Annotated in this window: 10 protein-coding genes; 9 read left to right on the top strand and 1 reads right to left on the bottom strand. The window is 49.8% G+C overall.

The features are described 5' to 3' along the window. Positions 1 to 190 precede the first annotated feature (190 nt). A complete protein-coding gene (locus ACFQ0N_RS27195) occupies positions 191 to 1,066 on the bottom strand; it encodes a hypothetical protein (protein WP_379332304.1) in 876 nt (291 codons plus the stop codon). Between the two features lie 31 nt (positions 1,067 to 1,097). On the opposite strand from ACFQ0N_RS27195, the gene ACFQ0N_RS27190 reads away from it, so the two are divergent. The 9 genes from ACFQ0N_RS27190 to ACFQ0N_RS27150 all read left to right on the top strand — a co-directional run bounded on the left by ACFQ0N_RS27190 (position 1,098) and on the right by ACFQ0N_RS27150 (position 16,695). Continuing rightward, the gene (locus ACFQ0N_RS27190; protein ID WP_379332302.1) at positions 1,098 to 1,280 is read left to right on the top strand and encodes a hypothetical protein; all 183 of its coding nucleotides are present in this window, start codon (positions 1,098 to 1,100) and stop codon (positions 1,278 to 1,280) included. 570 nt (positions 1,281 to 1,850) lie between these two features. Beyond that, positions 1,851 to 3,554, top strand: a complete 1,704-nt coding sequence (locus ACFQ0N_RS27185) for a sensor histidine kinase (protein WP_379332300.1) — start codon at positions 1,851 to 1,853, stop codon at positions 3,552 to 3,554. After that, positions 3,547 to 4,956 (top strand): response regulator, encoded by a 1,410-nt coding sequence (locus ACFQ0N_RS27180; RefSeq protein WP_379332298.1) that lies wholly within the window; start codon positions 3,547 to 3,549, stop codon positions 4,954 to 4,956. Before ACFQ0N_RS27185 ends, ACFQ0N_RS27180 begins: the two co-directional genes overlap by 8 nt. 27 nt (positions 4,957 to 4,983) lie before the next feature. Then, the gene (locus ACFQ0N_RS27175; protein WP_379332296.1) at positions 4,984 to 6,636 is read left to right on the top strand and encodes an extracellular solute-binding protein; all 1,653 of its coding nucleotides are present in this window, start codon (positions 4,984 to 4,986) and stop codon (positions 6,634 to 6,636) included. 230 nt (positions 6,637 to 6,866) lie between these two features. Next, positions 6,867 to 8,636 carry a glycoside hydrolase family 66 protein gene (locus ACFQ0N_RS27170; protein WP_379332294.1) on the top strand — a complete coding sequence of 590 codons (1,770 nt, stop codon included), beginning with the start codon at positions 6,867 to 6,869 and terminating at the stop codon, positions 8,634 to 8,636. Between the two features lie 18 nt (positions 8,637 to 8,654). Continuing rightward, a complete protein-coding gene (locus ACFQ0N_RS27165) occupies positions 8,655 to 10,943 on the top strand; it encodes a glycoside hydrolase family 66 protein (protein ID WP_379332292.1) in 2,289 nt (762 codons plus the stop codon). Between the two features lie 201 nt (positions 10,944 to 11,144). Next, complete coding sequence (locus ACFQ0N_RS27160; RefSeq protein WP_379332290.1) at positions 11,145 to 12,695, top strand: ABC transporter substrate-binding protein; 1,551 nt, start codon at positions 11,145 to 11,147, stop codon at positions 12,693 to 12,695. Positions 12,696 to 12,785: 90 nt separating this feature from the next. Beyond that, a complete protein-coding gene (locus tag ACFQ0N_RS27155) occupies positions 12,786 to 15,782 on the top strand; it encodes an extracellular solute-binding protein (protein WP_379332288.1) in 2,997 nt (998 codons plus the stop codon). Next, positions 15,772 to 16,695, top strand: coding sequence for a carbohydrate ABC transporter permease (locus tag ACFQ0N_RS27150; protein WP_379332286.1), 924 nt, complete (start codon positions 15,772 to 15,774; stop codon positions 16,693 to 16,695). Before ACFQ0N_RS27155 ends, ACFQ0N_RS27150 begins: the two co-directional genes overlap by 11 nt. The last annotated feature ends 16 nt before the right edge of the window (positions 16,696 to 16,711 follow it).

Genomic DNA, 16,711 nt, shown 5'->3' with positions numbered 1-16,711 from the left:
TTTTACCTGATAAATTCTATAAAATTTTAGGGGAAGAAACTTGCCTCGCACCAAGGACGGCGTCATCCGTTTCTTCTTACTGCAGCGCGTACCCAGCCAAGTACGAATCTTCTAGCCGGTGAAAGTCCGGTCGGGGTAAGGGGCTAGCATCCCGAGACGTGTATTGGAGCCGGTGCTCTCCGGTTCCTGTTCACCACTCTGCCAGGACAGCCGCCAAATCTTCTTTTAACCTATCTGTCTGGTAGGGCGTCTTCTTCTTTTTCAGTTTCTCGTCTAAGATCGCGACCATTTCCAGCAGGTCCTGCTTAAACATCTCCTTCTGTGTCTCAAGTGGAAGCTCTCCCTCCTGCCGGGTAAAATGCCGGGTGATTTCCAGCTTCAGCTCTCCGCGGCGTTTTGCCAGTTTGCCGATCTCCAACCGGGGACGAATATAGAAACCGCCAGCGAAACCAGGCGGGACGTCCTGCTCCGCATGAAAATATTCGTAACGTACACTGGGGGAAGGATCGTCGTGATGACTAAACCAGCAGCAAATGCCCAGATAGCCAAAACCGTCGCCGTACATGTCCTGCCGCATATCGCAGTCAAGCCGCTCTCTAAGCTCCTCCAAGCTGTCTACAAACGGTTGTGCAGATCGCTGATAATTGCCCGATGTGACCAGGCGAACAGGATTTTTGGGCAATGGATTGCGTTGCGTAGCCAAAGCAGCGATTCCATAGTCAGCGCGATCGTCTCCTCCGTCTATGACAAACGTATTGCCGCGCTTGTTCCAGCCCTTGGATGTGCCTTCCACTGTCGTAAAGGTTCGGGTACGCAAACCGGAATAATAGGAGCCGTTGATCCATTTTTCGGCAATCGCCTCCACAGGCTCACGATCCCCCCACCCTACAATGCGCAGCGCCTCACAAACACGAACCAGCTTGTTCCATTCCTCTATGTTCGCATATTGGAAATAGCGGTCATACTCTGCAAACAACGTCTGACGCAGTAAGTCCGGCGAAGGCTCTTCCTGAATACTTGCGGTCAATTGTTCTATCGTCTCCATTTGATATAGATCGTTCAGCAACAGGATTCTCCTTTATTTTCGTTGTATGGGAATGATTATTCCTATTATCCGCAGCGGCAAGTTGACCGTCAAGTACCTTGTTTCGCAAGCAAACCATTGGTGGAGCTGTGTACTGGAGCAACTGGAAGATGGTGTGTTTGCCTATAACTTGCTTCGTTTGGCATCAAATATATTAACGCATATTCGCTTAATTGCCTATAAGGGGGCTTTTTAAGGTGATGAATAGATACACTGAACGTAGGTCTGTTGATTTACCACAATATGGACCGGAAACTTGTAGAATAGCCCCATTTGGCTAGAAATATATTTATATTGGCCGACTAAATGGATTTTCTACAGTTCATTTTTTGTTTTGTTCGCTAGATCGTCGGACTAGATGGAAAACCTACAGTTAGAATGGGAGATAGAGAAGGATAGGCTCGATTTGGCCCCAACTAGCTGGATGATTTCCAGTTAGACCGCAAAAATCGTTCTGTTCCGGGTATTTACCTACATAAAATCCAGTTAGTTTTGGGGGAAAGGAAGTCAAGCACAGATTCTAAGGTTGAGCAGTGCACTAAATGATCTATCGGATTCAATGTATTTCCAAAAGCATGGTGATGAAAACTCCTAAAAACCAGGGCTTTAGCGCGCCGCGGCGGATGGGATTATTGTCATTACAGCAGGACAAAAAATATATATCGAGTGATAAAGTTTACACTTATAATATCTTTATTGATTGCGGTTCACCTTGTGGACAGATAGAATATATTAAAACGGTTACACAATCATGAGGTAATTATCGATGACTTTGAAAAAAAGAATATTTATTATCTTTTTATTTAGCTCGCTCGTTCCAGTTACTTGTATCGGCATTATATCGTACTATACGATCAACTCTATTTTGTCCAACAAAATCGAAAATGGCATTCGCAGCAACCTCAAGCAAGTCAATTTTTCTTTGGAAAATTCCATTAGCAATCTCAATCACATTTCCCAACAATTGGCATATGAAGGGAGTATCGTGAGAGAGCTCGATGAGCTTATGAAGGCCAAGGATCCGTTTAGCCGGATGAAATTGCAGCATCAGTTCAAAGGCACGCTAAATCTAATCACCTTTACGAACCCGGATATTGGACTTACGCTGTATTATTTTAATAAAGATCAAACGTACCGCTTCGAAAATTTGCCGGTGAAATACAGCTTTTCACCCGATAAACTTCCGCTTTTTGCGCAATATTATGGGATTTCCTATTATGGGCCGCATGAGAGCTTTAACCGTCTGGACAACAAGCTTGTGTTCTCAGCATTACGAAAAGTAAATTTTCCGGGCCGCGACGATGTATATGTGTATATGGAATCCGAATTTCAATTGGTCCAAAATATGCTGGGCAGCGATCGACCCGAAAGCAACCTTTCCCATATCATACTGGACAATAACGGCAGGATCGCCTACAGTGAAGTTTCACGTTTCCGCAACGGCGCAATTCCCGCCGAATTTTCGGGGGAGGCCACCTCCGGCTACACTTCAGGCTATTACTGGTTCAAGCATACGAGCAGCCAAGGATGGAGCATGGTGTCCGTCATCGCGGAGGCGGATTTTAACAAGGAAAAGAACCAGTGGTTTCTGCAAATTTCGCTTTTTTCCTTATTTTTTGTAGGCCTGACCTTGCTGCTGGCGTGGCTGTTGTGGAAGATGGTGTACAAGCCTCTCAATCAGTTCCAAACCGAGATCAAAATGATTACGAATACGCAGACGAAAGCGCACCCGGAACGGACAAACATTCCGGAATTTGATTATTTGCTGTTTCGTTTCCAGCAGATGAAAAAACAAATTTGGGACTTGTTTGACGAAATCAGCGAAAAGGAGAAGCAGCGGGTCGATCTCGAGGTGGAGAAGCTGCTGTACCAGATTAACCCTCACTTTCTGATGAATACGCTCGATACCGCGCACTGGCTGGCTGTCATGAACGGACAGCACGAAATCGACCGTCTTGTGCAATCGCTCAATAAATTATTGTATTATAATTTGGGAAAACTGGGCCGTCCATCAACTGTTGAGGAAGAGATTGAAGCGACAAGGCAATATTTGATCCTGCAGCAAATTCGTTATGATTATCATTTTGACGTGCGAATTGATGTTGATGATGGTGTACTGAAAAGCGAGGTCCCGCGTTTCATTCTGCAGCCGCTAGTAGAAAACTCGTTGTACCACGGATTGAGTGATGAAGGATACATCTTGGTGGAGGTCAAATTGAAGCAGGGGCTCGAGATCGCGGTTTACGACAACGGTTCCGGAATTTCGGAGGAAGCCATTCAGGAGCTGCTTCATAACAAGGGGAGCGACCAGCGGAAGATCGGTATGGGCATCGGCATGAATTATGTCAAGCGCACGCTGGAATCGCGTTACGGCGACAGGGCGAAGCTTGAAATCCAAAGCAAGATTGGACAGGGGACGAGCATATATTTAACATTGCCGATCGAAGAGGAGGGAACAAGTGATGATTAACGTGCTTGTCGTCGATGATGATAAATTGGTGAGGAAAGGCATTATTTCCGTATTGCCTTGGCAGCAATTTGATATGCAGGTTGTCGGCGAAGCGAACAATGGGGAAAAAGCGCTGGAGCTGCTGGCCGCGCATGACGTCGATTTGCTGCTTACCGATCTCGCGATGCCGGTCATGTCCGGCATTGAACTGATGCGTCTTGCACGCGAGCGCTTTCCGGAGCTTCATATTGTCGTTCTTACTTTACACCAGGATTTTGCATACATACAGGAGGCGCTTCGCTTGGGAGCGATCGACTATATCGCCAAGGTGGAGCTTGAGAAAGACCAGATGGAGGAAGTGCTCGCAAGGATTGCCGCACGGATTCGGGAGAGGACGAAGGAAAACCCGGTTCAGCGCACTCTGCATCATGCGACTGAATTGAAGCAAGGCTACGCCGTCATATGCCTCGATGAGGCTTCCTATAGCGATTGGGGTCGGAATTTAAAGCTGCCTGCATATGTCGAAGTCGTTGAAGTCGATCGCAGCGGTTGTTTAATTTTTTTCGAAGCCGACGATGATAGCGATCTCCTGCAGGAGCTTACCGGGAAAGTGAACGAATTGCCGAACAGCGTGCTGGTCAAGCTGTCGGATTTAGAAGGGTTAACGCTGAATGACATACGGCGGTGGATGAGGGATTATATGGAAAGAGAGTTGTTTTATGATTTTCAGCCGGACGACAAATTCATCTCGGTATGCATTCATCGGGAATATCACGCCCCGTTTGAGCCGGCCGAAGAAAAAATAGGTCCGCTCAAAGATTTCTTGATGTCCGCGGAGTGGCTGTATAACGATTTATTGTTTATACGGCTTGTCCGGGAATTAAAATGGCTGCGAATGCCGCAAACAAGGCTTTTCGGGTTGCTGTATGCTTTTGTCAATGAGTGGAACAACATCTTCACGCAAACGATGCTGGGGGAAATCAAGCTGATCCAGCCCATATATTCATGGTTTCAAATTGAGCGGTGGATGAAGGAGGATGTTCGCGGAATGGCGCGGCTTTCCGCTGAAAAAGCCCAATATTCAGAAGAAATCATTCACTGCATTTTGCGAGCGGAAAAATTGATGCATGCCGAAATGGAACGGCAGCTGACGGCAGCTGAAGTAGCGGCAAGGATGAATATGAGCCGAAGCTACTTTAGCCAATGCTTCAAAGATATTATCGGCATCACGTTCAACGAATATATCCGAAAAATTCGCATGGACAAGGCAAAGCAATACTTGCTCAGTACGAATAAGACGATCCAATGGATTGCGGAAAATATCGGGTATATGGATGAAAAGTACTTCAGCCGCACGTTTCGCCTCCAAACCGGTATACTGCCCAGTGAGTACCGGCTGCGTAAACGGACAGAGCAATCATAATAGCCGATCAAACGAGGAGAAGGCATGTTGAACAAAAGGATAATTCTTTCGATTGCCGCAGTATTGCTTCTGATCGCCGCAGGTTGGCGAGTCAGTATGCTTGATACTGATTCCGCCCGGGAGCGGGACGAACCGGCTCCGTTCGGCAAATTTAAGCAGCCAGTCGCATTAAGAGTCGGCATGGGAGTGGACCCCAATTTCAAGACGTATACAGGCGAAACCCCTGCGAATAATCCTTGGGTACAGGCGATAAAAGAGCAATTGAATGTGGATATCAAGATTGCCTGGATTGTCGCCAACCAAAATATGGATCAAAAAATGGATTTGGCCATTACGAGCAATACGCTGCCCGATGCGATGGTGGTGTCGCTGTTCCAGCTGAAACAAATGATCCGGGCAGATGAGCTTGCCGATTTGACCGGCGTGTATCGCGACTATGCATCGCCCGTCATGAAACGCATTATTGAAGGAACGCACGGAGAGGCGCTTGAGGAAGCTGTTGTCGATGGGAAAATGCTGGCGCTTCCGTCGGTTGGTGCGGAGGACGTCAGTATGATGTGGATCCGCAAAGATTGGCTGGATCGGCTTGGTTTGCGGCCGCCGGCTTCGATGGAGGAATTGGAGCTGACGGCGAAGGCGTTTGTCGAACGCGATCCCGACGGCAACGGCCGGGCGGACACGATCGGTATAGCGGCGGACGCCTCGCTTTATGACGATTTTCAATCCGGTCCCGGAAGCTTTAATTTTAATCCGATATTTTCCGCTTATGACGCTTATCCGGGGTTTTGGCTCAAGGGCAGCGATGGAAAAGCGGTATATGGCTCCATCCAGCCGGAAGTTAAAGCTGCGCTGGCGAAGCTTCGCGATCTTTATGCTAAAGGATTAATCGATCAGGAAATGGGGATTCGTGAATCGGCCGCCGAAGTCGTAATCAACGGAAAAGCCGGCATATTTTTCGCGCCGTATTCCGGAGGATATTGGCCGGTGCCGGAGGCGCTGAAGAACAATCCAAGGGCCAACTGGCAGGCTTACGCGCTGCCGCTTGATGAGAAGGGCAAGTTTAATGCCAAAGTTTTTAACCGAACGCAATCGTTTATTGTCGTCCGCAAAGGATATGAACATCCGGAAGCCGTCATTCAAGTGGCGAATTTAATTTTGCGGGACGAGTACAAATATGGGACGGAATTTCAGCCGTTGCGCAATCCGCTCGCTCCGCGGGATGAGATATCGGTTTCGGCGAAAGCGATAGTTGACGTGCTGGCAGGAACCCGGAAGCTCGAAGATTTTTCCGGTATGGATGAATACCCGCTGCTCGCCAATGATCTGGCCGCCATTCGCGATGCGAAGCTGCCTCCCTACGATAACACCGATATTACGTATTGGAAAGCAAGAGATAAAAACTTCAAAAGGGCCTATTCGCTTATGGTAGGCGGGAGGAATTTGCTCGATCCGCATCTTAATCGCATATACAGCCTCTATCATTCATTTACACCCGCGATGGAAAGCGGATGGAAGCATCTGAAGGACACAGAAAACGATGTCTTTACGCAAATCATCATGGGAATTGCACCGATCGAAGCTTTTGATGAATGGGTCGTCTCCTGGAAAGAGCAAGGCGGCGAGCAAATTACGGCTGAAGTTACGAAGCAACTCAATAAGGAGACTGGCAGCGGAAGCTAACCGCTCAGCCTCCCGAAAAAACAACCGTTTCCCGTTTCGGGATCCGGTTGTTTTTGTGTAGGGTAGAGAGTTGTACGGGGGCGACGGAGAGAAATGTCGTCTCTGGCATACAACAGAGGTCAAATGTCTACCCAAACTCGCAACCGCTCCCTATCCCAAACCGGTGTACAAACGTTGTAGGTTTGTTATTACAGCCATCGAATCACAGAGGGGGGATTCATCTGACGAAAATGAAATGCATGGCCATTGTGCTGAGCAGCTGGATGACCGTTTTTGCTGCCGGATGCCAAGACAAACAGGAGATACAAGCGGATCAGGTAACAAGCCTTGGCGTTGCGGAATTTCTTGCAACCGACAAAGCTGCATATCGTCCAGGCGAAACCGTTAAATTTTCGTTGCGGTTAAAAGAAGCGGCAGGCGATATGACCATACGCGTTCAATATCGGCATCTTGGCGAAGTCATTGGAGATCAGCAATTGCAAGCGGCCGGTGATAAAGCGGAATGGGAGTGGACGCCGCCTGCGGACGATTTTAAAGGTTATATGGCGGAAGTGTTTGTAGCGAATAAGGAAACCGTCGTGGACCACCTCAATATTGCCGTCGACGTTTCCTCGGATTGGAGTAAATTTCCCCGCTACGGATATTTGGCCGATTTTCCGAAGCTGGGCCGGGAGCAAATGGAGAACGTGATTGAACGTCTGAACCGGTTCCATATTAATGGCATTCAATTTTACGATTGGCAGTACAAGCATCACGATCCGTTAAAGCTGGAAGGCGGCAAGCCGGCGGCAGAGTGGGCGGATATCGCCAATCGGCCGGTGTCGTTTGATACGGTGAAGGGCTATATCGATCTGGCCCACAGCAAAAATATGAAGGCGATGAATTACAATCTTCTGTTCGGCGCATATGCGGATGCGGAAAAAGACGGTGTAAGCAAGGAGTGGGGATTGTTTAAGGACCGCGATCAAACAGAGCAGGACAATCATCCGCTGCCGGGATGGGCCAGCGATATTATGCTGTACGACCCGGCAAACCCGGATTGGCAAAATTACTTGATCGGGAAAGAAAAAGGTGTATTCCAGCACCTGCCTTTCGACGGGTGGCATGTCGATCAGCTGGGCGGCCGGGGGACACTATGGAACGCAGCGGGGAAGGCTGTGGAGCTGCCGCAAGCTTATGTTTCGTTTCTCAAGTCCGCCAAACAGCAGCTGGACGTCCACTATGTGATGAATGCGGTCAGTCAATTCGGGCAGGGATTGCTTGCAGCGCTGGCGCCGCTTGATTTCCTGTATACCGAAGTATGGTCGGACTTTCCGGAGTACAGCAGCCTGAAGGAAATTATTGACCGCAACGGCGACTTTAGCGGGAACCGGCTCAATACGGTGCTCGCCGCTTATGTCAATTACGATTACTCCAATTACGGCGCCATGTTTAACGCGCCGGGCGTTTTGCTGGCGGATGCGGTCATCTTCGCCTCGGGCGGCGCCCATTTGGAGCTTGGGGAAAATATGCTCTCCAAAGAGTATTTTCCGCATAAAAAGCTGTCCGTTTCGCCGGATTTGGAGAAACAGCTGATTGGCTACTACGATTTCCTCGCCGCTTATCAGAATGTTTTGCGGGATGGTCTGCAGCCGGCGCAATTAAAGATGGAGTCCGAGGCCGGCGGGCCAAGCATTTCAGCCGAGGCGAAACAGGGGCATATTTGGTCTTTTGCCAAAAAGAAAAATAACAGCTATATCGTTCACTTTATTAATTTCACTGATGCGACGACGATGAACTGGAACGACAATGAAGGAAATCAGGCCGAGCCGCAGGAGCTTAAGGACGTCGCCGTCTCTTTCCATACGGACCAGAAAGTAAACGGGATTCAGTTCGCTTCTCCCGATTATTACAACGGTTCTATGGTGTCCGTGCCGCTGGAGCAGAAGGACGGAAAAGTGACCTTCAAGCTTCCGAAGTTGAAATATTGGGATATGGTCATGATCGATCTGGCCGAATAATTGAAGGGAGGCAATTTTATGCGAAGAGGAAGACTTCTTATGGTTGCGCTAGTGATGCTATTATTATCATCGCTCGCCATAACGCCCCAAGCTGCCAACGCCGCCGGCAAAGGCAGCGTCGCCATCGCGGATTTGTATACGGATAAGGCCATGTACAGCCCGGGAGAGGCCGTTACGATCTATGCCGAGCTAGAGAACAATACGGCATTCAACATGAACAAAGCAACGATCACTTTGACCTATAAGTATTTGACGACAACGGCCGGCGCGCCTTCAACCCAAACCTTCACACTAAAAAAAGGCGCCAAGTCAACGCTTACCTTTACATGGACGCCGCCAGCAACGGATTTCACCGGATATATGGTAGAAGCGGCAGTCAAAGACGCATCGGGCGTTACATTGGACAATATGAACACCGCAGTGGATGTGTCTTCGACCTGGACCAGGTTTCCGCGTTACGGATATTTGGGCGATTTCCCAGAACAGCCGAGTGGAGTCTCCGGCAAAAATATAGGCGAGCTAAGCAAGTACCACCTCAATGCGATGCAATATTATGACTGGCAGTGGAAGCATCATGTACCTCTTGCAGGGACGGTGCAGAACCCGGCTGCTTCATGGAACGATATCGCGGCCAGGCCTGTTTCCCGTCAGACCATACTCGACTATATTGCGGCAGGGCATGGCAAAAATATGGTGGCCATGAACTATAACCTGCTGTACGGCGCCTATAACGGTTATGGCGAGGATGGCAGCGGCGTAACTCCCGAGTGGGGGCTGTTTACCGACAACAATCATAGCCATCAGTGGAATGTCGGGTTGCCATGGGGCTGGGCGGCCTCAAATCTTTTTATGTTCAATCCCGGTGATCCAGGCTGGCAAAATTATATCAACGCCAAAGAAAGCGACGTATTCGCGGCATATCCTTTTGACGGCTGGCACATCGACCAGCTTGGGGATTGGGGGACAATGTACGATTATAACGGCACCGCAATAAAGGTGAAAGATACGTTTGCCGGTTTTCTGAACAGCGCCAAGGCGGCGCTCAACAAAACAATCGTGTTCAACAATGTAGGAAATTACGGGCAAATCGAGACTGCGGGAGCCGATACGGACGGCTTGTATACCGAAATGTGGGAAGGCAACGGGCAGCGAACCTACTACGATATCAAAAGGGTGATTGACGCCGGGGCTGCGAACACGAACGGCACAAAGCCTGTCATCCTTGCGGGCTACATGAACTATGATTACTCCAAAACAAAGTCCGCACAGATTCCCGGCAGCTTTAACCTGCCCGGCGTGCTGCTGGCGAATGCGGCGATTTTTGCCGGCGGCGGCTCCCATATCGAGCTTGGCGAGGATGTCCGCATGCTCAGTCAGGAGTATTTTCCGAACCGCAATTTGGTGATGACCGGCGCATTAAAAAGACAGCTGCGCAGCTATTACGACTTCCTCGTTGCCTATGAAAATTTATTGCGCGGCGGTCTGGACAATATTTGGAACAAGACTGAGCTTGTCGGCATTGAAGCGAGTGAAGCGGCGGAGCCCGATAAAGTGTGGACGTTTGCCAAAACAGGAAACGGATTCGATGTGCTTCACCTCATCAATTTGCTGGGGGAAAGCTCGAACAACTGGCGGGATACGAACGCCGATTATCCGGCTCCGCTCGAGCAGACCAACATAGCCGTAAAATACTACTATCAGGGCGAGGTGAGCTCGGTGACATGGGCTTCTCCCGACTACGCGAACGGCAGCAGCTTCCCGCTCAGCTATACGACAGGCTCGGATACGGACGGAAATTACGTATCGTTTACGCTCCCGAAACTATCATACTGGGATATGGTTTACATCGGCAAAGTGGCTTCGCCCGCATTGATCGATCTGGTAAACCCGGGATTTGAGAGCGGTAACATCAACGGATGGACGGAATGGCATCCGGCGGATCAGGAGCCTTCCTACGGCGTAGATTATAATGACAATCACAGCGGGTACAACAAGCTTTATTTCTGGAACGACAGTGCATATCAGCAAAGGGTGCGCCAGACGAAAACCGGTCTTGTGGACGGTTCATACACGATCAAGGCTTGGGTGAAGGCGACAGCTTACGGCGGCGTTCCCGAGACGGTCAGGATGGAAGCAACCAATTTCGGCGGTACCGATATGTATAGCGATATGATAGCCGATGGCGTGTGGAGGCAGTACAGTTCAACGATTGAAGTAACCAACGGCCAGCTTGATATCGGCTTTTATGTCGATTCCCCGGGCTCGACGTCCGTGCAGATCGACGATGTCCAGCTCTACCAAAACTAGGGAGACCCTGTCGATTCTGCCAAGGGGGTACAAATGACCGGCAATGAAGGGGAGAGATGTATTCCGGCATCGAACATTTCTCCCCCATAAGAGAAGACCGCTTTCTATCTTGGCGGGATGCTGTTTGCCTGTATACTATAGACTGTGTATAAGGTGAAACTTATACTTTCTTATAATTAGAAAAAGACGATGGAGGGTCAAATGAAAAAGAGGATTGCATTACTCATTTCGATTTCGTTGCTGCTTTCACTGCTGCTTGCCGCATGCTCCACAGAATCGGGCAATACGGAGCCGAGGAATGAACCCGGACAGGTTTCCGAGGAGAAAGGAACTGATCCAGAGAGCAACGAGGTCCCCGAATGGCAGACGAAGCCGATCGAGCTGACTTTTGCACTGCGCTTCTATGGCGAAAATGACGACACGAACCCGATCTATTTGAATATTAAAAAGTTTACGGAGAAGTATCCGAATATTAAAGTCGTCCGCGACCGCCAATTCGCCGTTGAGCAATCCGATACGGATGAGCTTGAAATTCTTACGGCAAAGGCGATGGAAGGAAAACTGCCGGACATCTTCTATTCCCCGTTATCGGCCGAAGCCTACGATAGGGAATTGACGCTCGACTTGACGCCTTTTCTCGAGGCTGACCCGGAATCGAAATGGATTTCCGAACATGCAAGAAGCTTTATGACCACGTATGACGGCAAAGAAATTTACGGGATTCCGTGGATGTCCGTATCGCAATTCCCGGCGCTGAACCTGGGGCTGCTTAAGGAAAACAACATCGCGATCCCGCCGTATAACTGGACGTATGAAGATTACGAGCATTTGCGCAAGGAAGTGGCGAAGCTCACGCCGAATAATCCGATTTTCCCAGGCATGATCGAATTTATTGATTTTGGTCCGCATTATTTCGACAGTATCCCGAACGGCTGGAAAGGCTTTAACGTCGATACGCGCAAATTCGATTTCACGGACAGCAAAAAATTCGGCGAATGGCTTGACCTTGTTTCCAAAGAAGGGAAAGAAGGGCTGCACTTCTGGGACATGAAGGAAGGGGACCGGAAGAAAAAAGTCGGCAACCTGGCATGGCCATGGGGCGACGGCTTGGAGGCTGTCAGCAATGTTTGGATGTACGCTTTAAGCTCGGACGTCAATGAATTAATCAAAAAACGGAAAATGAATATTGATATTTACCCGATGCCGCAAGCGCCGGATGGCGGCACGACCAGCTTGCACGGTTATTATGACACGTTAAGCTTGTCGAGCGCATTGTCCGATGATCCGGTGAAAGCGGAAGCGGCGTTTCAATTGCTGAAATGGCTGACTTACGGCGTGGAAGGACTGAAATCCCGCTGGGCGCTGATCGACGAGTATACCGGACTGCCGGAGGACGCGCCGTTACGGGCAGAGGATCGGCTGATGGACTTCATTCAAGGCTGGCCGGTCACGACCGATCCCGAGGTGCTCAAAAACCATCCGCTTGTGAAAGGATTTAAAGAAGACAGCGAGCTGGCGATTTTTAACTTCCCGGCGTTCCAAAACGTTGAATTCCAGCAGATGCTCTCAAACCCGGTTCCTTTCCCGAGAAATATCCCGGCTGTAGCCAAAGCTTATGAAACGCTCGATCCGTGGAAAATCCGCAATCAAATTCGGGACGAAGGCAAAAAATATAGCGATATCGCGCCGGAATGGGATGCGCTCATGAACAAAACGCTCGATGACTATATGCGCGAGTACAATAAAAAATAAACAAATCTTAAGCCCAACAATCAACAGCCGGCTTGCAGCCGGATGCTGCTGATTGTTGGGCGAAATTTGGAGATATAAGGTTGTGGTCAAGTGACGGCAAACAAGAAACTAATTGCCGGTATTTTCGCAATCGCGGCTGCTGCCTGCCTGCTCGTCATAAGCCAGCGCCCGGGCAGCGTCCCCGTACAGGCATTGTCCAAAGCCGAGCAGGAGCTTCATATAGCGAAGCTGGAGGCTTACACGAAAAGCTACGACGAGGACAGCAGCTACTATCGTGTCAGGAAGAAGTGGGAAGCGGCGAAGGTACCTGTTCCGAAACGGCAGTATACGATCCCGCTTGCGCAGCTTGACGGTGGCAAAGTTTATGATCAGCTGCAAAGCGGCGGCTATGGAAGCGATGTCATCTATCTGGAACCGAAGGACCCGTTTTCCTTCGAGCTGAACGTCGACGATGAGGGCCTCTATGAAATCTGGCTGGATTATTGTGTTTTGCCGCAATCGGCAATCAACCCGGAGCTTGCCATCGAAATCAACGGTACGAAGCAATACAATGAAATGGACGAATTAAGGCTTGCGGTCGATTGGAAGGTCGAGGAGGGCCGCAAGGTGGACCGTTTTGGCGACGAATTGGCGCAAAGATCGGAGATTCTGTCTATCTGGAAGAAGTCGGGCCTCACCGATCCGAATTTCTTTTTTACCGACCCGTTGAAGTTTTACATGAAGAAAGGAAACAACCAGGTCCGCATCACGCTGCGTGAAGGCGCCGTGCTGATCGGAAAGATCGGGCTTTCCAATAGCGCCAGCTCCGCTCTGCCTTACGAGACTTACCGAAAGAACAGTAAGGGATCGTCGCAAGCAGGCTCAGGCAGCCGGATCATTACGCTTGAAGCCGAGCGTGTTTCTGTGAAGAGCAGGCAAAGCATTCGCGCGAAATATATGAGGGATCCGCAAGTAACGCCGTATGATTACAAGCATAGGGTGCTGAATGTGTTGGACGGTTACTCCTTCGGGGAGAGCGGAGACAGCGTCTCCTATTCATTCGACGTCGCGGAAAGCGGCTTCTATCACCTCACTTTCAAATATTCGCAGGATACCAATAACGGCATGCCAACGCACCGGAGAATCGAAATCGACGGGGAAGTCCCTTTTCAGGAGATGGAGTGCTACAATTTCGACTACTCCGGCGGGTGGACGAATGAGACGCTGGGCGATTCGGCCAGCGTGCCATATGAGATTTATTTGGAGAAAGGCAGCCACACGCTCACGCTTTCCGTTGACAATTCCAATATGCGGGATATTTACCATGAGCTGTTGGCGACGACGAAAGCAATCGATTCTATCGCTCAGGATATAAACCAGCTGACCGGCGGTCTCGTTGACAAGAAACGGAAGTGGCGCATCGAAAAATATATCCCGGACATCAAGGTCTATTTATCCGGAATTGCCAGCAAGCTTGCGGAACAGAAAAATGCCTTGATCGTACAAACCCGGAACGAAGATTTGCCGGCAATCGGCGAGCTGGAAGCAGCCGAGCAATTGGTACGCGAATTTATTGCAGACCCGGAGAAATTGCCGCACTATAGGAGCAAATTCAGTGAAGGGGAGCATTCCGCCTACGGGAAAATCAAATCGGTGCTGCCGATGCTCATCTATAATCCGATGCATCTCGACAAAATATACGTGCACCAGGGCAGCGATCTGCCGGCCCCCAAAGCCGGCTTCATCACGGGCGCCGTAGAAAGCTCCAAGGCGTTCATGTACTCCTTTTTCAATAAAAGATACAGCCGGTCAGATGACACGGACTCGGATGCGGTCGAGGTGTGGGTGAATCAATCCCGGCTATATGTCGATGTGATGCAGCGGATGATCGATGAGAAGTTTACGCCGGCAACGGGCATCAAAATCAATTTGTCGGTTCTGCCTGATGAAAACAAAATTGTGTTATCGAACGCAGCGGGCAGTACGCCGGATGCAGCCATGGGAATCGGCTACGGCAAGCCGTTTGAGCTTGCGCTTAGGGGAATCGTTGAAAATCTTGAACCGTACGACGGGTTCCATGAACTCACGAAAGAGTACAATCCCGGTTCGTTCATATCCGTCATTTATGACAAGGGCATCTACGGCTTTCCGGAAACGCAAGACGTCAAATTGCTGTTTTACCGCAAGGACATTTTGAAGTTTCTGGGGGAAGACCCGCCGCAGACGTGGGACGATGTCATAGGCCTTGTGCCGATGCTGCAGCGGTACGACATGAATTTCTATACACCGCTCGGGTCCAACAATGCGTTCAAAGGCTTTGACAACACCACGCCGTTTATTTACCAGTTCGGCGGCCGGTTATACGACGAGACAGGAACCAAGGCTGTCGTGAATACCGACGGTGCATACAAGGCGTTCGAATTTATGACTGATCTCTTCACCGTATATAATGTGCCGATCACGACTTCGGAATTTTACCAGAGCTTCCGCAACGGCACGACGCCGGTAGGGATCAGCGATGCCAACACCTATATCCAATTAAAATACGCTGCGCCTGAACTGGCCGGCCAATGGGGCATTCTTCCGATTCCCGGCGTTGCCAATCAGGACGGCACCATCGAACGGTGGGACCCGACCTACGGAAGCTCCAGCGTCATCTTCAAGAACAGCGCCAAAAAAGACAAAGCGTGGGCATTCATTAAGTGGTGGGCAAGCGCCGAGACGCAAAGCGTATTTTCGTACAATATTAAAGCGGCTTTGGGCGACAAATTTTTGTACATGACGGCAAATCTCGAAGGATTCAAGAAGAGCGCCTGGCCTTCCGATTCCAAAGACGCCATTCTGGAGCAGTGGAAATGGATTCAGGCAAGCGGAAGAGTGCCCGGAGATTACGTGCTGGAGCGCGAAATCAGCAATGCTTGGAACAAGGTCGTGTTCGGCAAGGAAAATCCGCGGGTTGCCATTGAAAATGCGGTGAAAACAACGAACAGGGAATTGGAACGGAAGTTAAAGGAGTTCGGTTACGTGAAGGACGGGAAGCCGGTCAAACCGTATGTCGTGCCAACGATCGAAAATGTGGAGAATTGGGTGAAAACGGATGGAAACTAGCGGCACAGGCAGTCGGCAGCTGAAGCATAAAATGAAAAGGTTGGCGGATTCTCCGTATTTATTCATATTGCCTTATGCGGCGATGTTTTCCTTATTAATCGTACTGCCGGTCATGGTCGCGATGGCGCTGTCTTTTACTTACTTTAATACGGTTGAGTTTCCGAGGTTTATCGGCTTTCAAAATTATATCGATTTATTTACGGGGGATGCCGTGTTTTTGCAGTACGCGGTATCCAATACGCTGTTATACGCGATCGCCGTAGGGCCTATCGGCTACATGCTCGCGTTTTTCCTGGCCTGGATGCTGTCGCAAGTGCCCCATAAAATCAGAACCATCTACACGGTCATCATTTATTCGCCTTCGATAACGGGAGCCATTATGATGACTGTCGTGTGGAAGGTGTTGTTCAGCGGAGACCGCAAAGGCTATTTAAACTATTGGCTGATGAATATGGGCATTATCCAGGAGCCGCTGCAATGGCTGCAGTCGCCAAGCCTGCTTGTGCCGATTATGATCTTTATTGCATTGTGGGGAAGCATGGGCGTAGGGTTTTTGGCGATGCTGGCGGGGCTGCTGAACATTGACCGGACGATGTACGAGGCAGCCTGTATCGACGGCATTCGCAACCGGTGGCAGGAGATATTCTATATTACGATCCCTTCCATGAAACCCCAGATGCTGTTCGGAGCCGTCATGGCGATCATCGGCACCTTTAATGCATCGGGCGTGGCGGCTGCGCTCAGCGGAGGGTCGCCTCCGCCCCAATACGCCGGCTGGCTGATCGTCGACCATGCCAACGATTTCGGGTTTGTCCGGTACGAAATGGGGTATGCGTCCGCGGTAACCGTTGTCCTGTTGTATGTCGTTGTATTATTCAACAAGATCAGCTACAAATTATTCGGAGACAAATAGTCTCCGCACTTTTATA

The sequence above is a fragment of the Paenibacillus sp. GCM10027626 genome, from assembly GCF_042676285.1.
GTDB lineage: Bacteria > Bacillota > Bacilli > Paenibacillales > Paenibacillaceae > Paenibacillus_Z.
The sequence above is the reverse complement of the archived record's forward strand: the minus strand, read 5'-3'. Positions and strand labels throughout refer to the sequence as shown.